The sequence below is a fragment of the Morganella sp. HSTU-ASny43 genome (assembly GCF_022819185.1).
In the GTDB taxonomy this organism is placed as follows: domain Bacteria; phylum Pseudomonadota; class Gammaproteobacteria; order Enterobacterales; family Enterobacteriaceae; genus Morganella; species Morganella morganii.
On the sequence record NZ_WSPG01000010.1, the window covers coordinates 68,066 to 91,952 of the forward strand.

General features: G+C 52.6%; 20 protein-coding genes. 11 read left to right on the forward strand and 9 right to left on the reverse strand.

Annotated elements, in window-relative coordinates:
- Nucleotides 1–54: 54 nt before the first annotated feature.
- The 4 genes from ilvN to leuO form a co-directional block, all read right to left on the reverse strand.
- Nucleotides 55–546, reverse strand: coding sequence for an acetolactate synthase small subunit (ilvN, locus tag GN208_RS07450; protein WP_004238450.1), 492 nt, complete (start codon nt 544–546; stop codon nt 55–57).
- A gap of 2 nt (nt 547–548) precedes the next feature.
- The gene (gene ilvI / locus GN208_RS07455) at nt 549–2,270 is read right to left on the reverse strand and encodes an acetolactate synthase 3 large subunit (protein WP_015422920.1); all 1,722 of its coding nucleotides are present in this window, start codon (nt 2,268–2,270) and stop codon (nt 549–551) included.
- A 286-nt stretch (nt 2,271–2,556) separates the two neighbouring features.
- Entirely contained in the window at nt 2,557–4,365 is a 1,809-nt protein-coding gene (locus tag GN208_RS07460) for a long-chain fatty acid--CoA ligase (RefSeq protein ID WP_004242048.1), read from the reverse strand.
- A gap of 212 nt (nt 4,366–4,577) precedes the next feature.
- The gene (gene leuO, locus GN208_RS07465) at nt 4,578–5,525 is read right to left on the reverse strand and encodes a transcriptional regulator LeuO (protein WP_004238446.1); all 948 of its coding nucleotides are present in this window, start codon (nt 5,523–5,525) and stop codon (nt 4,578–4,580) included.
- 861 nt (nt 5,526–6,386) lie between these two features.
- On the opposite strand from leuO, the gene leuA reads away from it, so the two are divergent.
- The 8 genes from leuA (at nt 6,387) to GN208_RS07505 (ending at nt 16,203) form a co-directional block, all read left to right on the forward strand.
- A complete protein-coding gene (gene leuA, locus GN208_RS07470; protein ID WP_004238444.1) occupies nt 6,387–7,988 on the forward strand; it encodes a 2-isopropylmalate synthase in 1,602 nt (533 codons plus the stop codon).
- 2 nt (nt 7,989–7,990) lie between these two features.
- A complete protein-coding gene (gene leuB / locus GN208_RS07475) occupies nt 7,991–9,082 on the forward strand; it encodes a 3-isopropylmalate dehydrogenase (protein WP_004238443.1) in 1,092 nt (363 codons plus the stop codon).
- 1 nt (nt 9,083) lies between these two features.
- Nucleotides 9,084–10,496, forward strand: coding sequence for a 3-isopropylmalate dehydratase large subunit (gene leuC, locus GN208_RS07480; RefSeq protein WP_004238442.1), 1,413 nt, complete (start codon nt 9,084–9,086; stop codon nt 10,494–10,496).
- A gap of 11 nt (nt 10,497–10,507) precedes the next feature.
- Entirely contained in the window at nt 10,508–11,110 is a 603-nt protein-coding gene (leuD, locus tag GN208_RS07485; protein WP_004238441.1) for a 3-isopropylmalate dehydratase small subunit, read from the forward strand.
- Nucleotides 11,111–11,374: 264 nt separating this feature from the next.
- Nucleotides 11,375–13,039, forward strand: coding sequence for an HTH-type transcriptional regulator SgrR (sgrR, locus tag GN208_RS07490; protein WP_004238440.1), 1,665 nt, complete (start codon nt 11,375–11,377; stop codon nt 13,037–13,039).
- 560 nt (nt 13,040–13,599) lie between these two features.
- Nucleotides 13,600–14,286 carry a DNA mismatch repair endonuclease MutH gene (gene mutH, locus GN208_RS07495; RefSeq protein ID WP_004238439.1) on the forward strand — a complete coding sequence of 229 codons (687 nt, stop codon included), beginning with the start codon at nt 13,600–13,602 and terminating at the stop codon, nt 14,284–14,286.
- Nucleotides 14,287–14,375: 89 nt separating this feature from the next.
- Nucleotides 14,376–15,626 carry a bifunctional glucose-1-phosphatase/inositol phosphatase gene (agp, locus tag GN208_RS07500; protein ID WP_015422921.1) on the forward strand — a complete coding sequence of 417 codons (1,251 nt, stop codon included), beginning with the start codon at nt 14,376–14,378 and terminating at the stop codon, nt 15,624–15,626.
- Between the two features lie 157 nt (nt 15,627–15,783).
- Entirely contained in the window at nt 15,784–16,203 is a 420-nt protein-coding gene (locus tag GN208_RS07505) for a hypothetical protein (RefSeq protein WP_015422922.1), read from the forward strand.
- Here GN208_RS07505 and GN208_RS07510 read toward each other — a convergent pair.
- On the reverse strand, nt 16,151–16,609 hold the full coding sequence (locus tag GN208_RS07510) for a DUF6122 family protein (protein ID WP_004242057.1): 459 nt from the start codon (nt 16,607–16,609) through the stop codon (nt 16,151–16,153). The two genes, GN208_RS07505 and GN208_RS07510, sit on opposite strands and share 53 nt — an antisense overlap.
- Nucleotides 16,610–16,843: 234 nt before the next feature.
- Between GN208_RS07510 and fabV the strand changes: the two genes are divergently transcribed.
- Entirely contained in the window at nt 16,844–18,043 is a 1,200-nt protein-coding gene (fabV, locus tag GN208_RS07515) for an enoyl-ACP reductase FabV (protein WP_004238434.1), read from the forward strand.
- Nucleotides 18,044–18,115: 72 nt separating this feature from the next.
- Here fabV and GN208_RS07520 read toward each other — a convergent pair whose 3' ends face one another.
- Together GN208_RS07520 and GN208_RS07525 are read right to left on the reverse strand one after the other, a co-directional pair.
- Nucleotides 18,116–18,664, reverse strand: a complete 549-nt coding sequence (locus GN208_RS07520; RefSeq protein ID WP_004237786.1) for a GNAT family N-acetyltransferase — start codon at nt 18,662–18,664, stop codon at nt 18,116–18,118.
- Nucleotides 18,665–18,685: 21 nt separating this feature from the next.
- The gene (locus tag GN208_RS07525) at nt 18,686–19,180 is read right to left on the reverse strand and encodes a YbaK/EbsC family protein (protein ID WP_004237785.1); all 495 of its coding nucleotides are present in this window, start codon (nt 19,178–19,180) and stop codon (nt 18,686–18,688) included.
- 99 nt (nt 19,181–19,279) lie between these two features.
- On the opposite strand from GN208_RS07525, the gene GN208_RS07530 reads away from it, so the two are divergent.
- Both GN208_RS07530 and GN208_RS07535 read left to right on the forward strand, forming a co-directional pair.
- Complete coding sequence (locus GN208_RS07530) at nt 19,280–20,701, forward strand: PLP-dependent aminotransferase family protein (protein ID WP_004237783.1); 1,422 nt, start codon at nt 19,280–19,282, stop codon at nt 20,699–20,701.
- Nucleotides 20,702–20,811: 110 nt separating this feature from the next.
- Nucleotides 20,812–21,684 (forward strand): pirin family protein, encoded by an 873-nt coding sequence (locus GN208_RS07535; protein WP_004237782.1) that lies wholly within the window; start codon nt 20,812–20,814, stop codon nt 21,682–21,684.
- 77 nt (nt 21,685–21,761) lie between these two features.
- Here the strand turns inward: GN208_RS07535 and GN208_RS07540 are convergent, their stop codons facing one another.
- Both GN208_RS07540 and GN208_RS07545 read right to left on the reverse strand, forming a co-directional pair.
- Nucleotides 21,762–22,859 (reverse strand): Fic family protein, encoded by a 1,098-nt coding sequence (locus GN208_RS07540; protein ID WP_004237781.1) that lies wholly within the window; start codon nt 22,857–22,859, stop codon nt 21,762–21,764.
- Nucleotides 22,860–22,933: 74 nt separating this feature from the next.
- The gene (locus tag GN208_RS07545) at nt 22,934–23,857 is read right to left on the reverse strand and encodes a LysR substrate-binding domain-containing protein (protein ID WP_036416766.1); all 924 of its coding nucleotides are present in this window, start codon (nt 23,855–23,857) and stop codon (nt 22,934–22,936) included.
- Nucleotides 23,858–23,887: the final 30 nt, after the last annotated feature.

The following is a 23,887-nucleotide window of genomic DNA, read 5'->3' on the forward strand; positions in this document are numbered from 1 at the left end:
GAACAACGGGCCAAATAAGAAGAGTAATCAGTTTACCCTTTCACCGCGAATATTTCACCGCATTATTTTATCGCCGCGCGACATCCCGACGATGCCGGAGCGGGCAATTTCCACAATTTCCGCGAAGCCGCGCACCGCATCCAGGAAGGCATCCAGCTTTTCACTGGTGCCGGTCAGTTGCACGGTATAAAGCGTCGCGGTCACATCGACAATCTGTCCGCGGAAGATATCCGTACTGCGTTTGACCTCATCCCGCCCGTAGCCGCTGGCCTGTAATTTTACCAGCATCACCTCGCGCTCAATGTGAGTGGCAGAGGTCAGTTCTGTGACACGGAACACATCCACCAGCTTATTGAGCTGCTTTTCAATCTGCTCCAGCACCCGCGCATCGCCTTTGGTCTGGATGGTCAGACGGAACAGTGACGGGTCATCGGTCGGGGCGGCGGTGATACTTTCGATATTATACCCGCGCTGGGAAAAAAGCCCTGCCACACGGGACAGCGCCCCTGTTTCGTTTTCTAATAAAATTGACAGAATCCGGCGCATGATCAGGTCCTCTCCGTTTTGCTTAACCACATTTCATCCATTCCGCCATTGCGGATCTGCATCGGATAAACATGCTCTTTCTCATCCACCATCACATCGGCGAACACCAGTCGTTTCTCTTCGCGGACAATGCGCAGTGCCTCCGCAAGCTGTTCACGCAGCGTGGCTTTATCACTGATACTGATACCGACATGCCCGTAAGCCTCTGCCAGGCGGACAAAATCAGGCAGCGATTCCATATAGGAGTGTGAGTGACGGCCGTGATAAACCATATCCTGCCACTGCTTCACCATACCGAGAAAGCGGTTGTTAAGATTAAGCACCAGTACCGGCAGCCCGAACTGTAATGCCGTGGAAAGTTCCTGAATATTCATCTGGATACTACCGTCCCCGGTGACACACACCACCATATCATCCGGTTTCGCCAGCCGGACACCCAGTGCCGCCGGTAACCCGAAGCCCATCGTGCCCAGCCCGCCGGAATTGATCCAGCGGCGCGGTTCATCAAACGGATAATAGAGTGCGGCAAACATCTGATGCTGACCGACATCGGAGGTAACATACGCCTTCCCTTCCGTCAGTTCCCACAGGGTGCGGATCACAGTCTGCGGCTTGATTTTCTCACCGCTCTCATCAATGGCCAGACACTGTTTCGCTTTCCACTGATCAATGCGCCGCCACCAGTCGCATAGTGCATCCGGATCCTGTTCATCGGTCAGAGATTCAAGCTGTAACAGCATCTGCGCGAGACACAGTTTCGCATCACCGACGATCGGAATATCCGCTGCCACGGTTTTGGAGATAGACGCCGGATCGACATCGATATGAATGATGGTTGCCTGCGGGCAGTACTTCGCCAGGTTATTGGTGGTCCGGTCATCGAAACGGACACCGACGGCAAAAATCACATCACTGTGATGCATGGTATTGTTTGCTTCATATGTCCCGTGCATACCCAGCATGCCGACACACTGCGGATGAGTGCCCGGAAACGCGCCCAGCCCCATCAGGGAGAGCGCCACCGGCAGACGCAGTTTATCCGCAAGGGTGAAAATCTCCGGACTGCATCCGGCACTGACAGCACCGCCGCCGATATACATTACCGGGCGTTTCGCCTGCATCAGTGTGATAAGCGCGCGTTTGATCTGCCCTTTATGACCGGCTCCGGTCGGGTTATAGGAGCGCAGGCTGACCCGTGACGGGTAGCTGTACTCATGCTGCTGCTGGACAATATCTTTCGGAAAATCGATGACCACAGGTCCCGGACGGCCGCTCTGTGCCAGATAGAATGCTTTTTTGATGGTGGCCGGAATATCCGCGACATCATGGACCAGGTAACTGTGTTTCACGACCGGGCGGGAAATGCCCACCATATCCACTTCCTGGAAGGCATCGTTGCCGATCAGCGCGCTCGCCACCTGGCCGGACAGCACCACCAGCGGCACCGAATCCATATACGCGGTGGCGATACCGGTAATGGCGTTAGTCGCACCCGGACCGGAAGTGACCAGCACCACGCCGGTTTTACCGGTCGCGCGGGCATAGCCGTCCGCCATATGCACGGCGGCCTGCTCGTGACGCACCAGAATGTGCCCGACACCGCCCACCGTATGCAGTGCATCATAAATATCCAGAACAGCACCGCCCGGATAGCCGAATACGTGTGACACGCCCTCATCAATTAAGGAGCGCACGATCATTTCTGCCCCTGTCAACCTCTCCATAAATGCTCTCCTGCCCGTGATTGCGGGTTGTAACTGCAAGTGATGTGTTTGTCTGTTTTTAGTTATCTGAGGATTAACATAACGATAAAATGACAGTGCTGGCAAATGCGTTTTTCGGGACGCAAAAAGCGGAAAACCACAGGAATAAAGGAAATGACAGGATCCGCAGACGATCATACCTGCGGCGGCAAATCACAAAGCAGAGTTCACTGAGAGCGGGGGAAAAACCGGCGGGATATAAAAACGGCACTGCACAGGAAACAGGCAGTGCCGTCAGGGACAGCAATCAGTCCGTGTACATGGACTCAATTTCGCGTTGATAGCGCTGGGCTATCACTTTACGGCGCAGTTTCAGGGTCGGTGTCAGTTCGCCGAGCTCCATGGAGAAATTCTGCGGCAGCAGTGTAAAACGCTTAACCTGATGAAAGGCTGCGATATTTTTCTGCAACTCTTTCAGACGGCTTTCAAACAGCGCCACAATCTGGCTGTTTTTCAGCAGTTCCATCCGGTCATGGTATTTCAGATTCAGTGCCCGGGCGTGCTCTTCCAGAGTATCAAAGCACGGCACAATCAGTGCGGAGACAAACTTACGTGCATCCGCCACCACCGCGATATGTTCGATAAAGCGATCCTGACCCAGCGTGCCTTCCAGCATCTGCGGCGCAATATATTTGCCGTTCGAGGTTTTCATCAGATCTTTCAGGCGTTCGGTGATAAACAAATTGCCCTGCTCATCCAGCGCACCGGCGTCACCGGTCCGCAGCCAGCCATCAGCCGTAAAGGCCTGACGGGTCTCTTCCGGCTTATTGTAATAGCCGCGCATCACCACCGGCCCGCGTACCTGAATCTCATTTTCCTCACCGATACGCACTTCCACATCCGGCAGCGGCACACCGATAGAGCCGAGCTGATAACCGCTGTTTTCCCAGCAGGATACCGTGGCACAGGTTTCTGTCATGCCGTAGCCGTATTTGATGTTAATGCCGATGGCGAGGAAAAAGCGGATAATTTCATCATCCAGCCGCGCACCCGCCGCCGGTAAGAAACGGACATTACCGCCGAGCACATCACGCAGTTTGCCGAGCACTTTTTTCTGTGCGAACTGATCACACCGCGCAGCCAGCCACGACTGTTTTTCACCGCGCTGCTGTGCATCAAGGGTCTTTTTACCGGTCCGTACCGCCCAGTGGAATAACGCCCGTTTATACCACGGCGCCTGTGCCACTTTTTCGTAAATACCGCTGAATACTTTTTCATAGAAACGCGGCACCGCACACATCACGGTCGGTTTCACCGATACCATCGCTTTGCGCACCAGATTGGTATCACTGAGATAGACATTCAGTGCGCCGGTGTGCATCACATAGAAACTCCAGGCGCGCTCAAAAACATGCGTCAGCGGCAGGAAGCAGAGTGAGACATCATCTTCGGTCAGTGTCAGCCGCTCATCATGCAGATAAAGCTGGGCGGCCATGTTGCGGTAATCCAGCATCACGCCTTTCGGCTCGCCGGTGGTCCCGGAGGTGTAAATCAGGGTGAAAAGATCGTCAAGGGAACAATCAGCGATGCGCTGGCGCAGCTCTGCGGCGTAACTGCCGTCGTGGCCGTTCATAAACTGACGCAGTGTGCAGACCGCCGGATGCGACGGGATTGCCGTGTTTTCCGGGTTCATTATGATGATTTTCTGCAGCGACGGGCAGAGAGAAAGCAGTGACAGCGCGATTTCCGCCTGCTTCTGACCGTCCACAAACAGGATGCGCACCTGCGCATCATTAAGAATATAGGCCGCCTGGTCATCACTGCTGGTGGCATAGAGCGGCACCACAATGGCACGGCACTGAAGAATCGCCAGGTCGGTTAATGTCCACAGAGCGCTGTTGTGCGAGAAAACGGCGACATTCTCCTGCACTTCAACCCCTTCTGCCAGCAGGGCTTCCGCCAGATTTTCACTGAACGTCCCGGCCTGCTGCCAGGTAAAATCGATATGCTGACCTTGTTCACACCACTGTCGCAGTGCGATTTTGTCACCCCGGCGCTGTTTTTGCTGTTGCAGCCGCGTCACTAAATGATAGTGATGCAAATTTGTTGTTGTCACACGCGTTTCCTTTACTGAGCCGTCAGACTGTACGGTTTCACGTTATGTAATAATTTTTCAGCTTACAGTTGTAAGCTTAAATTTTTCCGCAAGTGTAGCCTGTTGTCTCCGGGAACAAAAGCAAATTTAGTTATCTTTGCAATGACGGGATCACAAAAAAGCCCCGGCAGGTACATTTGCCTGACGGGGCGTGAAATAAATTAAATGATCGATTACATATGATGTGTGAACTGCGTCAGCAGTGCCTTCATCCACTGATGCCCTTTATCGCGGGTACACGCCTCGTGCCAGATCAGAAACGCCGGACGGCTGACTTTATCCCACGGCAGCTGCACTTCCTGAATCGGCAGCACATGAGAATAGAGCTGAATCAGCCATTTCGGTGCAATCGCCACCAGCTCTGTTTTAGAGACAATATTCAGTACACTGACTAAATTGGTTCCCTGATAAACAATAGCCCGGAGTAATTCATTATTTTCATAATACGGTGAACTGAATGAATCAATTAAATCCAGCGACACCACGGCATGCTGCTCGGTAAATATTTGTTTCTCTGTTACCGTATATTGTATACGTGGGTGATTGCGGGCGGCGACCAGTGATAACTGGTCATTAAATAATAAGTGATGACTGTAATCCGGTTTATCGAAACGATTATAACTGACAGCAAAATCGGTTTCCTGGTATTTCAGGTTATTCTCGATATGTGAATTCATATAAGACTGAATATTAACATCGATATTTTCACTGTGAAGTTTAACCTGTTCGATTATTTTGTCTGTCAGGCGGATATCCAGCGGACTGGAGATGGCCAGATTAAATGTCCGCTCGCTGCTGCCCGGTTCAAAACCGGCACCCGGCAGCTCATTATGCACCAGCTGCAATGCCTGCCTGACCGGCCCGAACAGCTGTTTGGCGCGCGCTGTCGGCTGAATTCCCCGTCCGAAACGGACAAATAATTCATCATTAAACATAACTTTAAGTCTTGACACCGCATTGCTGACAGCCGGTTGCGACATACCTAAAAGTTCAGCAGCCCGGGTCACATTCTGCATCTGCATAACCGCATCAAAAACAGTCAGCAGATTAAGATCCACATTACGCAGCTGTGTTTCACCGGATTCTTTTTTTACATCTGCCACTGAGGTGTATTCAGTCATCTTAAACTCCAATAAATGATTATAATGACTTCAATAAGCCACCTGCCGCCATGATGAAACGGCAGATCAATACAAAATTGAAATCTATTATCTCAATTGATTATCCAATTAATAATTGAGTCTCTTCCTTGTATGGTTCTGAATACGCGGGTGCGCATCATCATCACAATGCATACTATTTAAATATTTAAAGCCAGTAAATTATTCATGCCAGTAATAAATCAATACCGCTTTATTCATTTAGTTTCCATGCAGTGAGATAATAAAACAAAGATTGTGTTTATTCATAATAAAATTGTCTTCTGTCAGCATAAAAAATCCGATTTTTTTTACTGACATAACGGAAAGAATAAACTGTTCAATGAATATCTCACCGGTTACCGGTGGCTGCCTGACCGCCGGCCCCCCTGTTACCCGCCTACTCAACTGATTCTGATTCTCCGTAAAAAAATCTGCAAAAATATTAGCCCAATTATTTAGCTGGCTTATAGATGAAAACGCTGATTAATTTTTATAAATTAGTCAGTTTATCTGCTTTTTGTGCTTTTTTTATCCTTTGACCGGAATCTCCGGCGAACCTCGTGAGTTGACAGGGCATTTTATATTCAGTATCAATAATACATCGCCACGGATAAGCCCTGTGCTCCGTGCCACTGAATTTACTGAGAAGGTTATTACTATGTCTTTCACTTTCCGCCTAAACAGCCTGCTAATTATCGCCTTAACTGCGCGTGGCGGGTTCGTGGCCGGAAGTTCCTCATAACTTTCTCCCTGAGACCTGAAAAACCCGCGCAATGTCGCGGGTTTTTTTATACCTGCAAACCGGAAAACAGAACAAGAAATAACCGAGAGGATCACAACATGAGCGATAACGTCATCATTTTTGATACCACACTGCGTGACGGGGAGCAGGCATTACAGGCCAGTCTCAGTGTCAAAGAGAAGTTACAGATTGCTTTCCAGCTCGAACGCATGGGGGTTGATATTATTGAGGCCGGTTTCCCTGTCTCCTCTCCCGGTGATTTTCAGTCAGTGCAGACTATCGCCCGCGAAATCAAAAACAGCCGTATCGCGGCATTATCCCGCTGTGTGATCGGCGATATTGATGCCGCAGCGGAATCCCTGAAAGTCGCGGAAGCCTTCCGGTTGCATATGGTGCTCGCCACCTCCGGTATTCACGTCAAAACCAAACTGCGCAAGACCTTTGCTGACATCATCGATATGGCGGTCGGCTCGATTAAACATGCCCGCCGCTTTACCGATGACGTTGAGTTTTCCTGCGAAGATGCCGGGCGCACCGATATCGATGATTTATGCCGTATTGTGGAAGCCGCGATTAACGCAGGAGCCACCACGGTCAATATTCCGGACACCGTCGGTTACACCACACCGTACCAGTTCGGCGGCATTATCAGTGAATTGTTCAACCGCGTGCCGAATATCGACAAAACCATCATTTCTGTCCACTGCCATGATGATTTGGGCATGTCCGTTGCCAACTCCATCACCGCCGTACAGGCCGGTGCCCGCCAGATTGAAGGTACGATCAACGGGTTAGGCGAACGCGCCGGGAACTGTGCGCTGGAAGAAGTGATTATGGCGATTAAAGTGCGGGAAAAAATGCTGGGCGTGCGCACCGGGATCAATCACAAAGAGATTTACCGCACCAGCCAGCTGGTCAGCCAGTTATGCAACACCCCGGTACCGCCGAACAAGGCCGTGGTCGGCAGCAATGCCTTCTCCCACTCCTCCGGTATTCACCAGGACGGCGTGATTAAAAACCGCGAAACCTACGAAATCATGACGCCGGACAGCATCGGCCTGAAAGATAACTTAATCAACCTGACCTCCCGTTCCGGCCGCGCGGCGGTGAAACACCGGATGGCGGAAATGGGTTATCAGGAAGGTGACTATAACCTGGATGAATTATACGCCGACTTCCTGCAACTGGCGGACAAGAAAGGTCAGGTTTTCGATTACGACCTGGAAGCGCTGGTGTTTATGAAGCAGCAGCACCAGGAGCCGGAACATTTCTCGCTGGCGTTCCTCAACACCCAGTCAGGTACCGGTGTCAAAGCCTCCGCGATGGTCAGAATGCAGGCCGGGGATGACATTATCTCGGAATCCGCCCAGGGGAACGGCCCGGTGGATGCGGCTTATGAAGCCATCCGCCGTATCGCGGGTTACCCGCTGACCCTCACCGCCTATCAGCTGACTGCCAAAGGTCAGGGAACGGATGCACTGGGTCAGGTGAATATCGTGGTGGAGTATGAAGGCCGTAAATTCCACGGTATGGGGCTGGCGACCGATATTGTTGAATCCTCCGCCCAGGCCATGATCCACGCCATCAACAGCATCTGGCGCGCCGGACAGGTAAAAGAAGAAAAACGGCGTATACAGTCAGATAACAACATGCACAACGATACTCATAACAACAATACAGAGACAAAGGAAGCGGTGTAATTATGTCGGAACAATTTCATATTGCAGTTTTACCGGGCGACGGAATCGGCCCTGAAATTATGGCGCAGGCGATTAAAGTGCTGGATGCGGTGCGCACCCGCTTTAACCTGACCATCACCACCAGTGAATATGATGTCGGCGGCATTGCCATCGACAACCATGGCCACCCGCTGCCGCCGGCCACACTGAAAGGCTGCGAACAGGCCGATGCGGTACTGTTCGGCTCTGTCGGCGGCCCGAAATGGGAAAAACTGCCGCCGGACTCCCAGCCGGAGCGCGGCGCTCTGCTCCCGCTGCGGGCACATTTCAAATTATTCAGTAACCTGCGCCCGGCACGGCTCTATCCTGCGCTGGAAGCGTTCTGCCCGCTGCGCAGTGATATCGCCGCACGCGGATTCGATATCCTGTGTGTCCGCGAACTGACCGGCGGGATCTATTTCGGGCAGCCTAAAGGCCGTGAAGGCGAAGGTAAATATGAGCGTGCTTATGATACCGAGGTGTATCACCGCTTTGAAATCGAGCGTATTGCCCGTATCGCCTTTGCCTCCGCCCAAAAACGCCGTGGCCAGGTAACATCGATTGATAAGGCCAACGTACTGCAAAGTTCCGTATTATGGCGCGAAGTGGTAACAGAAATCGCCAAAGAGTATCCGGATGTCGCGCTGTCACACATGTATATCGATAACGCCGCCATGCAGATGGTCAAAGATCCGTCGCAGTTTGATGTGATCCTCTGCTCCAACCTGTTCGGCGACATTATCTCCGACGAGTGCGCCATGATCACCGGCTCCATGGGCATGCTGCCGTCCGCCAGCCTGAATGAGAAAAAATTCGGTCTGTATGAACCGGCAGGCGGCTCTGCGCCGGATATCGCCGGGCAGAATATTGCCAACCCGGTGGCCCAGATTTTATCCGCTGCCATGATGCTGCGCTTCAGCTGCGGGCAGGATGCAGCGGCGGACAGCATCGAAAATGCGGTCAATCAGGCACTGAATGCCGGATACCGCACCCGGGATGTGGCCGGAAACGGCAAGAGTGTGACCACAGACGAAATGGGCGACATTATCGCGCGTTTGATTACAGAAGGGGCTTAAGATGAGCACAGGAAAAACTTTATATCAGAAATTATATGATGCCCATGTGGTTCGTGAAGAAGCAAACGAAACACCGATCCTGTATATCGACCGCCACCTGGTGCATGAGGTGACCTCTCCGCAGGCGTTTGACGGATTACGGGCAAAAAACCGCCCGGTGCGCCGCCCGGAAAAAACCTTCGCCACCATGGATCACAACGTTTCCACGCAGACCAAAGATATCAATGCCTGTGGTGAAATGGCCCGTAACCAGATGCAGGAGCTGATCAAAAACTGTGAGGCCTTTGGTGTCCGTCTCTATGATCTGAACCATCCGTTTCAGGGTATTGTGCATGTGATGGGGCCGGAACAGGGCATCACCCTGCCTGGCATGACCATTGTCTGTGGTGACTCCCACACCGCCACCCACGGCGCATTCGGCTCGCTGGCCTTCGGTATCGGCACCTCCGAGGTGGAACATGTGTTAGCTACCCAGACACTGAAACAGGCACGGGCCAAAACCCTGAAAATTGAAGTGCGCGGCAAAGTTGCCCCCGGTATCACCGCCAAGGATATTGTACTGGCGATTATCGGTCACACCGGCAGCGCGGGCGGCACCGGTTATATCGCGGAATTCTGCGGCGACGCCATTGAAGCGCTCTCCATGGAAGGCCGGATGACGGTTTGTAATATGGCGATAGAAATGGGTGCCAAAGGCGGAATGATTGCGCCGGATCAGACCACCTTTGATTACCTGAAAGGCCGCCAGTTCTCCCCGCAGGGCACGGACTGGGATGCAGCTGTGGCTTACTGGCAGACCCTGAAAAGTGATCCGGATGCGAAATATGACGCGGAAATTATTATCAATGCCGCCGATATCGCCCCGCAGGTCACCTGGGGCACCAATCCCGGTCAGGTGATTGATATCAGCCGGGCCATTCCCGCACCGGAGAGCTTTACCGACCCGGTGGAAAGAGCCTCGGCAGAAAAAGCGCTGGCGTATATGGATTTAACGCCGGGCAAAAAATTAACCGATGTGAAAATCGACAAGGTATTTATCGGCTCCTGCACCAACTCACGGATTGAGGATTTACGCGCGGCTGCTGCCGTCGCCAAAGGGCGCAAAGTCGCGCCGGGTGTGCAGGCGATAGTGGTTCCGGGCTCCGGGCCGGTGAAATCCCAGGCGGAAGCGGAAGGTCTGGATAAAATCTTCACCGATGCCGGGTTTGAATGGCGTTTACCGGGCTGCTCTATGTGTCTGGCGATGAACAATGACCGTCTGGCACCGGGGGAGCGCTGTGCCTCCACCAGCAACCGCAACTTTGAAGGCCGCCAGGGGCGCGGCGGACGCACGCATCTGGTCAGCCCGGCCATGGCCGCCGCAGCCGCTGTCACCGGCAGTTTCGCCGATATCCGTACCATTGAGATGCGCTGAGGGAGAAAACCATGGAAAAATTTATTGTACATCAGGGCATTGCCGCACCGCTGGATGCCGCCAACGTGGATACCGATGCCATTATCCCGAAACAGTTTTTGCAGAAAGTGACCCGCACCGGCTTCGGACAGCATTTATTCAATGACTGGCGTTTTCTCGATGATGACGGACAGGTGCCGAACCCGGATTTTATCCTCAATGCCCCGCGTTATCAGGGCGCATCCATTCTGCTGGCCCGTGAAAACTTCGGCTGCGGCTCCTCCCGTGAGCACGCGCCGTGGGCCTTAACAGATTACGGCTTCAGAGTGGTGATTGCGCCAAGCTTTGCGGATATTTTTTACGGTAACTCATTCAACAACCAATTATTGCCGGTGAAATTACCCGAAGACGCGATTGATGCGCTCTTTGACTGGGTACAAAAAACAGAAGGTGCACAGATTATTGTTGATCTGGAGAACCAGAAAGTGATCGCCGGTGAGCTGGAATATCCGTTCAGTGTTGATACCTTCCGTCGTCACTGCATGATGAACGGCCTCGACAGTATCGGCCTCACCTTACAGCATGACGACATGATTTCCCGTTTTGAGGAAAAACTGCCTGCATTTATGAACTGATAACCGGATCCATTTCCACCATTGAACCCCTGCCATCACCCCTTTTGTGATGGCAGCTTTTTTCCCCGTTTTCCCCACCTCTTTTTCCGGATCACCGGACAGAAAAAAACCAGCCTTTCGGCTGGCGGTAAAAGTCACCATTACTCAAGAATCGGGAGTGAGTCAGGTATCACACTGACGTCATGAGCTGCTTTAATGACATTGAGTATGGACGTAATATACGGAAATAAAAATGGACAGAAAACCGACCGGAGTTCCTCTTTTATGAGCACACCACGCCTCCAGCACCAGTTTATCCGCCTGTGGCAGTATCATCAGGGAAAGGAGACCGAAACCACCCTTCAGGAGATCGCCGATATCCTGCATTGTTCCCGCCGTCATGTCCGCTCTCTGCTCAGCAGTATGCAGACAGCGGGCTGGCTCAGCTGGCAGGCGGAAACCGGACGGGGTAAGCGCTCACGTCTTTGTTTCCTGCAGAGCGGACGGGATTTACAGCACGCCCGTGCCGAACTGCTGATCGAGCAGGATAATATCGAAAAACTGGTGGCGATGGTCAATGATAAGGACGCGATGCGTCAGATGGTATTATCCCAGCTGGAGCGCAGCTTCCGGCAGGGAAAAAGCCTGCTGCGTATTGTCTATTACCGCCCTTTTTATAATTTACTGCCCGGTTCGCCGCTACGCCGCTCGGAAGTTCATCTGCTGAGCCAGATTTTTAACGGACTTACCGCAATAAATGAGGAAAACGGGGAAGCTGTCCCGGCGCTGGCGCATCACTGGCAGCAGACCGGTGACAAACAGTGGCGTTTCTGGCTGCGTCCGGCGATATTTTTCCATCACGGCCGTGAGTTGCAGATGGTGGATATCATTTCCTCTTTTGAGCGCCTGCGTGACACACACCCGCTGTTCAGCCATATCCGCACTGTCCGTTCCGATATGCCTTACATCATCGATATCACACTGAATGAAGCCGACAGCTGGTTCCCGGTACTGACCGGCAGCCCGCACGCCGCCATTCTGCCCCATGAGTGGCAGGAACTGCCGGATTTCGCCCGCCGCCCTGTCGGCACCGGTCCGTATCAGGTGGTCTGTAACAATGACCGTAAACTGACGATCCGCGCCTTTGACCATTATTACGGCTTCCGCGCCCTGCTCGACGAAGTTTCGGTGCTGGTGGTGCCGGAGCTGGAAGAAAAAATGGTCTGCACCACCCTGCATATCGGCGCGGACGGGCCGGAGCGGGATTCTCTCGACAGCCGGATGGAGGAAGGCTGCTATTTCCTGCTGCACGACACGCGTTCAGCAAAAGGAGAGCGGGAAGATATCCGCCGCTGGCTCAACAGCCTGATGACCCCCGTCAATCTGCTGTATCACTGCGAACCCCTGTATCAGCGCCACTGGTGGCCGGCTTACGGGCTGCTGCTGCGCTGGCATCACAGCAAACTTATCCCGCCCTGTGAAAAACCGGCTGACCTGACAGAGCTGACACTGACCTATTATCAGGATCATCACGAATACCATGCTATCGGCAAATTATTGCAGCAGTTACTGGCAGAACAGGGTGTAAAACTGACGATTAATATCACGGATTACGACACCTGGTTTAACGGCGATTGTGACAGTGATTTCTGGCTGGCGACCGCCAACTTTTATAAGCCGCTGGATTTTTCGGTTTTCGCCACCCTGTACGAGCTGCCGCTGCTGCGCCGCTGTCTGGGCGATGACCTGCGTGCGCCGCTGAAGCAATGGCGGCAGCGTTCCCTGTCTCTGGCGGCATGGTGTGAGCAGGTCATTGACAGACAGATGCTGTTCCCGCTGTTCCATCACTGGCTTGAATTACAGGGGCAGCGCAGTATGCGGGGCGTCAAAATGAATACCTTCGGCTGGTTTGATTTTAAATCCGCCTGGTTTATCCCCCCGGAAAGTTAATTCACAGAAAAAGGCAAAGTTATAAACACCCTCTGATAAAAAACCGGCTTTTATTCACGTTTTCTGTGGATATAGTTGTGAAAAACGCAAGGGTAATGGGGGTATAGTTTTTAACTGCCCCCTGTTGATAAAATCACAATCTTTAAATAAACCCTGTTAAATCATATCAGTACGGAAATAAAAACAGAGAATCATCTGAAAAAAACACCGGCATTTTTTTTCACAGACTTACACAGCACAAAAAATAACCACACCCGGTGTTATCCACAGATTGTGACTTATCCGTGAGCAAAACCCCTGCTGAAACGCGAAAACAGGCGGAAGTCAAGCCTGTAAATCAAACCAGTAGTGAGGCTGTTTTTCACTTATCCCATAAAGCTGTGGATAACTCAGTGTAAGATCCTGTTTATTGTCTGAGGATGCTGGTGCACAACCTTCTGTACTTGTTGCGGTGGCGAAAATTAATAGCTATATATCAATAAATTAGATAATATTTATTTTTCATTCATGCCTATGTATTATTTTACCTGATAACACTGTTCAACTTTTAAGCATATAACATGACACAACTTTTTCAGCCGCCGTTACCCCCGGCCAGCGAATCTGAGCTGCTCAGCCGCGCCCAATCCCTGGCCGGAGCCACTTTCGGTGAGCTGGCGGACTGTGCCGGTATACCGGTGCCGCCGGATCTGCGCCGCGATAAAGGCTGGGTCGGCATGCTGCTGGAATACTGGCTGGGCGCGGATGCGGGAAGCAAGGCTGAACAGGATTTTGCCCACCTCGGGGTGGAGCTGAAAACCATTCCGGTGGATGAATCCGGCGTGCCGCTGGAAACCACCTTTGTCTGTGTCGCCCCGCTGACCGGCAACAGCGGCGTTACCTGGGCGGAGTGTCATGTGCGTCATAAGCTCTCCCGCGTGCTGTGGGTGCCGGTGGAAGGTGCGCGTCATATCCCGCTGGCAGAGCGCCGTGTCGGTTCACCACTGCTGTGGTCACCGTCGGAGGAGGAGGAACGCCTGCTGCGCGCGGACTGGGAAGAGCTGATGGATATGATTGTGCTGGGGAAAGTGGAGCAGATCACCGCCCGTCATGGTCAGGTAATGCAGATCCGCCCGAAAGCAGCCAACAGCCGGGCACTCACAGAAGCTATCGGTCCGCACGGGCAACCGATACAAACACTGCCCAGAGGCTTTTATCTGAAGAAAAATTTCACCGCACCTTTACTTAAGCGCTATTTCTGGTGCTGATCACTGTTTTGGGAGTTTGCTCCCGGTAAATATGAATCGCTTCAGTCATTAATATCGGTTCGAAAATAATGACAACAGGAGTGTTCCGGATGAAAAAAACCTTACTGACGCTTTCACTTGCAGCCGCATTACTGACTCCCGCCCTGCCCGCTTTTGCTGATACATCCTCCGCTGATATGACACTGGAACAGGTTCTGGTGATGAGCCGCCACAACCTGCGCACGCCGATTGTGAATACCGGTATTCTGACCGAAATCACCGATAAAACCTGGCCTGCGTGGGATGCGCAGAGCGGTTATCTGACCACCAAAGGCGGCGCACTGGAAGTCTATATGGGCCACTATTTCCGCGAGTGGCTGGATGAGAACAAACTGCTGCCGGACACCCTGTGCCCGACCGGTGAAAAAGAGCTGAATGTCTACGCCAACAGCCTTCAGCGCACGATTGCCACCGCGCAGTTCTTTACCGCCGGTGCTTTCCCGGGCTGTACCGTCACCGTGAACCACCAGCCGGAAATCGGCACCATGGATCCGGTGTTTAACCCGATCATCACCAATGACAGCGCAGAGTTTAAACAGACTGCCCTCGCTGCAATGGAGAGTCATTATAAAGGGCTGGATCTGACACCGGGTTATCAGGCACTGAATAAGGTGCTGAATATCAAAGACTCAGAACAGTGCAAAACCAACAAACTCTGTTCACTGGCCGACGGCAAAAACAGCTTTATTATTGAAGCCGGCAAAGAGCCGGGCGTGAAAGGCCCGCTGAAAATGGCAAACTCTGCGGTGGATGCCATCGACCTGCAATATTATGAAGGTTTCCCGGCAGACCAGGTCGCCTGGGGCGAAGTCACCACGCCGGAGCAGTGGACTGCGCTGAATACCCTGAAAAACGGCTATCAGGAATCTCTGTTTACCCCGCGTATTATCGCGAAAAACGTGGCACATCCGCTGCTGAACTATATTAATCAGCACTTTGCCGCCGCTGCGCCGGGCAGTGAAGCGAAATTTACCTTCCTGGCCGGACATGATTCCAATATCGCCTCCCTGCTCTCCGCTCTGGAATTTAAACCGTATCAGTTGCCGGAACAGTATGAACATACGCCAATCGGCGGCAAATTAGTGTTCCAGCGCTGGACAAATAAAGCGGATAATAAATCCTATGTGAAGATTGATTATATTTACCAGTCATCTGATCAGCTGCGGAATAACAGTTATCTGTCCTTAAAAACACCGCCGCAAAAAGTCACACTGGAACTGAAAAATTGTCCGGTTGATAAAAACGGCTATTGCGGATGGGAAACGTTCCAAAAAGTAATGAAAGACAGTTTATCCGAATAAACATTTTATGTTCATATTCCTGCCCGGCGCACCTTTGCCGGGCTTTTTATTTCTATCCCTGTCACGCTTCGGATAACACTAATAGATTAAGGCACTGTAAGCCGTACCTGCTGAGCCGCGAAAGTGTCGCGCAACGGCAGCCGCACAGTGACCCGGGATGGTTTCCGGTGCACCGTCTGACGGCACAATGGTGAATAAAGAGACCGGTGCGGAACAGTTCAGGCCGGATAACGGTCAGATGCGCAGACCGGATGCACAACTGGTCGCCGGGGGACAGAGCGGACAAACCGCCCCGCAGGGACAACAAAGCACACCGGTTTCCTCTGATCGTAACGGGAAAGTGCCTCCGGCACGCCCGCAGGCTGAAAACAGCCGGATGTCATCCGTGAAAAAAGAGATAACGTCAGCGGCAGAATCCGCCATGCCGTCCGTGGATATTGATGCACCGTCAATCACGGCCCCGGAAGTGGGCATCTCCGTTCCGGGAACCTCCGCGCCAACGCTTGATATCAAAGCCCCGGCAGTCAGTTTACCGGGAGCGGAAGTCCCGGTCCCTGCACTGAAAAATCCGTTCTGATGATCTCAGCCGCACAAAAACCCGCCCCCGGCGGGTTTTTTAATGCCTGAACCGCCGCATATTCTGTGCCCTGCTTCAGACTGCCCATGTAACAATCCATCCCGTCGGTAAACAAATGGAACAGGCAGCCGACTGCCACTGCCCGTACTTTCCATGACGGGATCAGCAGCAGAATAAGATACACAATCGCCGCCCACACAGTATGCAGCGGATGAAAACCGACACTGCATCTGTCCGGGTCAAAGACAGGATCTGCCAGCAGGTGATCCGCATCCATCACCATAGTGGCAATCATAATCATCGCCGCCGCTTTCCAGTGCTGCCGCCAGAACAGCCGGGCAAACAGAACCGGCACCAGAAAATGGCAGCCGTAATGCAGGATATTCCGGAAAATGTCAAATGCCACAGTAACTCCGCTGACGGGTTGTCCGTTATGATGACGGCTATCATAGCGGAAATACCGGAGGCTATCCGGCAGAAAATGGATCAGTCCGTCACAATAATAAAATACACCGCATTCCGGATAACAAAGCGGGAATTAACTGGTCTGCTCTGCGGGTTTATCGCTGCATTGTCTTAAGTAAACTGAGAAGATCAGGTATATTACCCCCTGATTGTTGGCTACCAAGAAAAAATAACTATGATTATCAAACCTAAAATTCGTGGTTTTATCTGCACTACTGCTCACCCGGCGGGCTGTGAAGCCCATGTTCGTGAGCAAATCGCCCGTGTGAAATCCTGCGGCGAACTGAAAAACGGGCCTAAAAAGGTTCTGGTGATTGGTGCATCCACCGGTTACGGTCTGGCTTCCCGTATCAATGCCGCTTTCGGCAGCGGTGCAGCGACTATCGGTGTATTTTTTGAAAAGCCGGGCAGTGAAAACAAAACCGGTTCTGCCGGCTGGTACAACGCAGCCGCTTTTGATAAAGCCGCCAAAGAAGAAGGCCTGTATGCAAAAAGCATTAACGGTGATGCCTTCTCTGATGAATGCCGTCAGAACGTTATTGATTTAATTAAACAGGATCTGGGTCAGATCGATCTGGTTGTTTATTCTCTGGCATCTCCGGTCCGCAAAATGCCGGAAACCGGTGAAATTGTCCGTTCCGCCCTGAAACCTATCGGCGAACCGTACAAATCTGTCGCGCTCGATACCAACAAAGACGTGCTGATCGAAGCTGTTGTTGAACCGGCCAATGAGCAGGAAATCGCAGACACCGTTAAAGTCATGGGCGGCCAGGACTGGGAACTGTGGATGAATGCATTAGAGGAAGCCGGTGTTCTGGCGGATAATGCACAGTCTGTTGCCTACTCCTATATCGGTACCGATTTAACATGGCCGATTTACTGGCACGGTACGCTGGGCAAAGCAAAAGAAGATTTGGATCGCGCAGCAGCAGCGATCAATCAGAAACTGCAGGCCAAAGGCGGCGCAGCGTATGTTGCCGTTCTGAAATCTGTCGTGACTCAGGCCTCTTCCGCTATTCCTGTTATGCCGTTATATATCTCTATCGTGTTTAAGATCATGAAAGAGAAAGGTATTCACGAAGGTTGTATTGAACAGACTCAGCGCTTATTTGCTACTAAACTGTTTAACGGTTCTGCGCCGGAAACCGATGAAAAACAGCGTCTGCGCCTGGATGACTGGGAATTACGCGATGATGTGCAGAACACCTGCCGTGAAATCTGGCAGCAGCTGACAGATGATAATATCAACGACTTAACCGACTATCAGGGCTATAAAGCGGAGTTCCTCCGTTTATTCGGCTTTGGTCTGGACGGCGTTGATTATGATGCTGATTTAAGCGGCGAAGTTAACTTCGACGTGAAAGAATTAGTGTAATCATCTCTGAAAAACCCGCCGCAGCCCTGATTATTCAGCGGCTGCGGCGGGTTTCTTATTTTTCCGGACTGTTCAGCGGGTTTCGCAGACCAGCCAGTAATAATGGTTATTATTGAATCCGAACTCATCCAGCACCGTCAGCCCGAGCTTGCGGGTGTGGGCTGCATAAGAGCGCGGGTTAACCTTGTTGATAAAGGTCACCAGGATATCAAACCGCTGCGACATTTTTTCCAGCGCAAAAGCAAACAGCCCTTCCAGCACGCCCTGCCCGCGCAGTGATGCATCAATACAGACCGGGCCGTACTGATACGAGTTCTCTGTGGTCAGCGTCTGACCGGCAAACTCATAATCACCCAGTTTATCAATCATATGGGCAAACAGCGGCCACGGTGACCAGTACTGCCAGGATGCCGCCATCACAAACGCCACCACCTTTCCGTCCTGTTTGGCGACAAATAATCCCTGCTCGTTTTCAATCAGATCCGTCATCTGTTCATCACTCATCTGTGTGGTGACAAAACCGTCCGGCTTGTCTTCATCACTGATGGTGGTCAGATGATAACGTTTTAATAAGGCTTTTACCTGATCCATATCCGTCAGTTCAGCAACACAATATTCCATCGTTATTCTCCGTTATCATTGTTATTCTGCGGCGGGAGGTACCGCAATATCCGCAATGCGATCATGACCGATCACACTGAAATAGTCATCCGCTGCCAGAGACACCGATCTCACCAGTTCACCGGCATTAAAAAATACCCGTCCGGCACCGGTCAGACGCTTATCAACATACAGCGTCAGTTCGTCATTAAAGCTGAACGGCGGGACCGCACCCATCGGGCAGCCGGTCAGTGCCTGTGCCGTTTCCGGCGCGGCAAATGAGGCTTTCTTCCCGCCCGCCAGTTTCGCGGCATTTTTAAAATTGACTTTGCAGTCTCCCGGCACAATCGCCAGCACATAGCGGATGTCCGGTGTGCTGCCGGTAACCTGTAAGACCATCGCTTTCGCCGCCTGGCTCAGTTTATTTCCCCTGATTTTACTTATCGCATCAGAACGGCCTTCCGCCGGATGTTCGATCACCTCAAAGGAAACCGCCCGTGAATCCAGTAAACGGGTGATTTTGTCAAATGTTGTCATATAAACCTCACAGTCAGCCGGAGAAACTCTTGCGTCATAATTTACTCTCAACGTACTCTTACAGAAACACACAGAACCCGTAAGAATGAGGCAGAACAGATGGTACAGCTTCCGCGCTACCGGCAGATGGCCGATCAGATAAAACAGGCTGTCCGCGAGGGCGTTTTACCGCCGGACAGCCGTCTGCCGTCCGTCCGTGTTCTGGCCGCACAGTACAATGTCAGCCTGACCACCGCCCTGAAAGTGCTGCGCACGCTGGAAGATGAGCATGTTGCGGTGGCGCGGCCGAAATCCGGCTTTTTTGTCGCCCCGGTTCAGCCTGCCGCTGCGGAAAGCCGCAGTACAGAGACACACACCGCCGATTTTGCCCCGCTGGATGAACAGACGGAACTGCATATGTCGATGGTCGGCGAAGAGTGCCGTGTCCGGCTCGATCTGGCTAACGGGCGGCGGGAACTCTATCCGGTCAGAAAACTGAGTCTTATCATGCGTCAGCTCAGTTACAGCAAGCCGTTCCTGCTGGGGGATTCGGTCAAAGGCACCGGCTATGCACCGCTGAAAGAGGAAATTGCCCGCCGTGCAGTCAGTTACGGTTGCCATATCACACCGGAAACCCTGCTTATCACCAACGGCTGTATTGAAGCCTTATCACTGGCACTGCGCGCCACGCTCAGCCCCGGGGATGCGGTGGCAGTGGAATCCCCCTGTTACTTTGTACTGCTGCAGATGCTGCGTAATCTCAATCTGCGGCTGACCGAAGTGGATGCCTGTGAAAACGGTTATGTCGATTGCGATAAACTCACCGCCCTGTTCCGCCGCAAAGCGGTAAAAGCTTTTGTGACACTCGCCAACGTCAATAATCCGCTGGGCAAAACGATTCCGGATGAAGTCAAAGCGGAGATAACCCGTCAGGCGGATGAAAACGGTGTGATCATTATTGAGGATGATACTTTCGGTGATGCCGCATTCGGCGGGCAGCGCCCGTTCCCGATGCGGGCATTCAGTCACAATGTCATTCTGTGCAGCGGATTTTCCAAAACCATCGCACCCGGCGTGCGTATCGGCTGGGTTCACAGTCAGCATTACATGCGCAAAATCACCTCCCTCAAATACACCTCCTCGATGGGCTCTCAGGTCCTGCCGCAGGCAGCTATCAGCGAACTGCTGAGCAACGGTGGCTATGATGCTCATCTGCGCCGCCTGCGCCGTGAACTGGCGGCACAGGTGCAGAACATCCGCCGTGTTGTGCTGCGGGAATTTCCGCCGGGCACCACCGTGACCGAACCGGAAGGCGGTTATGTTCTGTGGGTCACCATGCCGGAAGGCAGCCTGAATGTGCGGGAGCTGTTTCTCAATGCACGGGCGGAGGGGATCGGCATTGCGCCGGGCCATATCTTTGCCACCGACAACCGCTATGACCGCTGTTTCCGGCTCAACGCCGGGTTCGGCTGTGATAAGGACGTGGAGGATGCGATCGCCCGGCTGGCTCAGTGGTGCCGGGAATCATTACACACCGGATAACCCGGGGCTGACTGTTCTGTTTCTGCAACAGTGAAACCCGTTTTCATGACTACTCCTTGATAGTTCGCGCCCTTATTATCTGTTTATACATAATTATCAGGAGAGACATCATGAGAAACATTATCGGCACCTACCGCGCACCGAAAGGCCATTGGGTCGGCGACGGATTTCCGGTCAGCCAGATGTTTTCCTACAGCAATCACGGCAAACATCTGAACCCGTTTATTCTGCTCGACCGTGCCGGTCCTGCGGATTTCCCGCCATCAGAAGGCGCCAACCGGGGAGTTGGTGAGCACCCGCACCGCGGCTTTGAAACCGTAACTATCGTCTATGACGGCGAGGTGGCTCACCATGACTCCACCGGTCAGGGCGGCGTGATCGGTAAAGGTGATGTGCAGTGGATGACTGCGGCATCCGGTATTCTGCATCAGGAATACCATTCTGACCGCTTTATGCGGGAAGGCGGCACGCTGGATATGGTGCAGTTGTGGGTGAATCTGCCTGCTTCCGCAAAATCCGCCGCACCGGGTTATCAGTTACTGGGAAATAACGCCATTCCGGCAGTGGCACTGCCGAATGACGCCGGGACATTACGGGTGATCGCCGGAGAATATGCCGGAGCACGCGGTCCGGCCCGGACCTTCACGGAAATGGATGTGTGGGATCTGCGCCTGAAAGCCGGAAAAGTCACCGGACTGGCGGCAAAAGCCAGCCGCAACGCCGGACTGATCGTTCTGCACGGCAGTATTTATGTCGACAGCCGCGCACCACTGCACACCGGCGAGCTGATGATCCTGGACGGCACTGACAGCACCATTCTGCTGGAAGCCACCGAAGATGCGGTTGTCCTGTTCCTCAGCGGCGAGCCGATTGATGAGCCGGTTGTCGGTTACGGCCCGTTTGTGATGAACAGCGAGCAGGAAATCCGCGAAGCCATTGAGGATTTCAACAGCGGCCGTTTCGGACATATCCCCGCTGAGTAAGGCAGACGAGGCAAATACGATTGTTATTTGCCTCACAAAATGAGGCGAATAGCGTGATTATTTGCCTCATTATCTTATTATCCCTTATTCAGACAATAGCGGCTGCTGCGCCCGCCACTTTCACTTTCCGTCAGATAACCAGACTCAACCAAGTCAGCCAGATGCCGTGTTGCACTGGCGCGGCTGACTTTTGCTACTGACATATACTGCCGGTTATTAATACCGTCAGCAAAATCACCGTCCAGCATCCGGTTCAGTACTTTAGCCTGCTCAGGTTTCAGCCGGTTCTGATCAAACCGGTGCCAGTATCTGTTTTTTTCCAGTGTCCGCCTGATTTGCGCCAGCGTTGCGCCGACAGACACAACCAGCATTTTCACAAACCACTCCAGCCACGGCGTAATGTCCGTTCCCTGCCGTTGTGTCTGCTCCAGCACATTATAATATTCTTTGCGGTGCTCATTGATGGTCTGTGACATTGCATACAACCGCACAGTGCTGTTTTCTGCCTGAGCCAGTGCCAGATCCATAATAAGACGCCCAATCCGGCCATTCCCGTCTTCAAAAGGATGAATAGTCAGAAACCACAAATGGGCAATGCCTGCCCGTAAAACGGGGTCAATACCGGCGTTATCTCTGCTTTCATTAAACCAGGCGATAAATGCGTTTATTTCTGACTCCACCCGTTCCGCCGGAGGGGCCTCAAAATGAATGACCGGTTTATCCAGCCTGCCGGATACCACCTGAACAGCCCCGGAACGGAAACACCCGCCGGTTGTCCGGTTAAAAAGGGTGTCATTTTCGGGGAATAACCAGGTATGCCATTTCAGAAGGCGAGCCGCAGAAAGCGGTTCACCGGGATTATTGATTGCATCCAGCGCTGACTCCACCAGACCTTCCGTACGTTTGTCCGCCGGATAAGAGACCTCCTCAGAAATACCAAGGTGATTAGCCAGTGATGATCTGACAGAACGGGCATCCGGTTTTTCCCCCTCAATATCACTTGAGTAGATAATATTTGCCAGAATCGTATCCAGTGTCTTATCTTCAGCAAGCTCAAGCGCTTTATTACTGCCGTATAAATCACCCTGAAGAAAAGCAGCCTCCCGCAGCAGCGGCAATAACTGCGGTAAATCATACGTAAATCCGGGCCAGCTATGATGCTCCCATATCCACATACTGCCTCCGATGAGTAGAATAACATCGCTATTCTACTCACTAACTGAGGCGAATAGAATGATTATTTGCCTCACTATTCCCCCGTCCCCGAAAACGCCGCCGTCTGCGGCACACGTTCCGCCAGATAATTCAGCAGTGCCTGCACCGCAGGTAACAGCCCTTTGCGGGACGGGAAAACCGCGTGGATCACATCCTGCGGGAACTGCCAGCCCGGCAGAACACGGACAAGCCGTCCGGCAGTCAAATCATTGAGAACCACACCTTCCGGCAGACGGGCAATGCCCAGCCCTTTGCATGCCGCGCGGTGCAGTGTCATGACATCAGTGGTGGCGAGGCGTGCTGTGAGGTGTTTGGTGATGCTGCTGCCGTCTTCGCCGGTCAGTGTCAGCGTGTAGTTTTGTTTTTGTTCGCTGTTGGCGAGGATCGGGAATTCTGTCAGTTCGTCCGGATGCTGAGGTGCCGCTTTTCCGGTAAATAACAGCGGTGAAGCAACCAGGATACGCCGCGAATAGCCCAGCACTTTCATGGTCAGCCCGGAATCATCCAGCGGGAGGGAGCGCACCCGCAGTGCGAGATCAAACCCTTCGCTGATCACATCCACCGGACGGTTAACTGCCAGGATCTGCACATCAATATCGGGGTATTTCACCATAAAATCTGTCAGCAGATCCTGAAGATAAGCCTGTAACAGCGCGACCGGACAGGAAAACTTCACGCTGCCGCGCGGATGCCCCTGTACCGAGCAGATAATCTCTTCGGCGATCTCCGCCTCATCAATCACATTTTTACACTGCTGGTAGAAGGTCCGGCCGATCTCAGTGACATGAAACTGCCGGGTGGAGCGGTAGATCAGTGAAATATTCAGCTTCTGCTCCAGGTCAGCAATACGGCGGCTGAGCCGGGATTTCGGAATACCCAGCGCCTCACCCGCCGGGGAAAATCCGCCGTATTCTACCACTTTCACAAAATAATAAAGGTCATTCAGATCGTATTTCATGCCTGTCACCCGCAGCGTTATCCTGCGGAT

What these genes read in the sequence shown, in the direction of transcription:
- ilvN (WP_004238450.1), bottom strand. Translation starts at nt 546, where the DNA reads ATGCGCCGGATTCTGTCAATTTTATTAGAAAACGAAACAGGGGCGCTG.
- ilvI (WP_015422920.1), bottom strand. Translation starts at nt 2,270, where the DNA reads ATGGAGAGGTTGACAGGGGCAGAAATGATCGTGCGCTCCTTAATTGAT.
- leuO (WP_004238446.1), bottom strand. Translation starts at nt 5,525, where the DNA reads ATGACTGAATACACCTCAGTGGCAGATGTAAAAAAAGAATCCGGTGAA.
- leuA (WP_004238444.1), top strand. Translation starts at nt 6,387, where the DNA reads ATGAGCGATAACGTCATCATTTTTGATACCACACTGCGTGACGGGGAG.
- leuB (WP_004238443.1), top strand. Translation starts at nt 7,991, where the DNA reads ATGTCGGAACAATTTCATATTGCAGTTTTACCGGGCGACGGAATCGGC.
- leuC (WP_004238442.1), top strand. Translation starts at nt 9,084, where the DNA reads ATGAGCACAGGAAAAACTTTATATCAGAAATTATATGATGCCCATGTG.
- leuD (WP_004238441.1), top strand. Translation starts at nt 10,508, where the DNA reads ATGGAAAAATTTATTGTACATCAGGGCATTGCCGCACCGCTGGATGCC.
- sgrR (WP_004238440.1), top strand. Translation starts at nt 11,375, where the DNA reads ATGAGCACACCACGCCTCCAGCACCAGTTTATCCGCCTGTGGCAGTAT.
- mutH (WP_004238439.1), top strand. Translation starts at nt 13,600, where the DNA reads ATGACACAACTTTTTCAGCCGCCGTTACCCCCGGCCAGCGAATCTGAG.
- agp (WP_015422921.1), top strand. Translation starts at nt 14,376, where the DNA reads ATGAAAAAAACCTTACTGACGCTTTCACTTGCAGCCGCATTACTGACT.
- GN208_RS07505 (WP_015422922.1), top strand. Translation starts at nt 15,784, where the DNA reads ATGGTTTCCGGTGCACCGTCTGACGGCACAATGGTGAATAAAGAGACC.
- fabV (WP_004238434.1), top strand. Translation starts at nt 16,844, where the DNA reads ATGATTATCAAACCTAAAATTCGTGGTTTTATCTGCACTACTGCTCAC.
- GN208_RS07520 (WP_004237786.1), bottom strand. Translation starts at nt 18,664, where the DNA reads ATGGAATATTGTGTTGCTGAACTGACGGATATGGATCAGGTAAAAGCC.
- GN208_RS07525 (WP_004237785.1), bottom strand. Translation starts at nt 19,180, where the DNA reads ATGACAACATTTGACAAAATCACCCGTTTACTGGATTCACGGGCGGTT.
- GN208_RS07530 (WP_004237783.1), top strand. Translation starts at nt 19,280, where the DNA reads ATGGTACAGCTTCCGCGCTACCGGCAGATGGCCGATCAGATAAAACAG.
- GN208_RS07535 (WP_004237782.1), top strand. Translation starts at nt 20,812, where the DNA reads ATGAGAAACATTATCGGCACCTACCGCGCACCGAAAGGCCATTGGGTC.
- GN208_RS07540 (WP_004237781.1), bottom strand. Translation starts at nt 22,859, where the DNA reads ATGTGGATATGGGAGCATCATAGCTGGCCCGGATTTACGTATGATTTA.
- GN208_RS07545 (WP_036416766.1), bottom strand. Translation starts at nt 23,857, where the DNA reads ATGAAATACGATCTGAATGACCTTTATTATTTTGTGAAAGTGGTAGAA.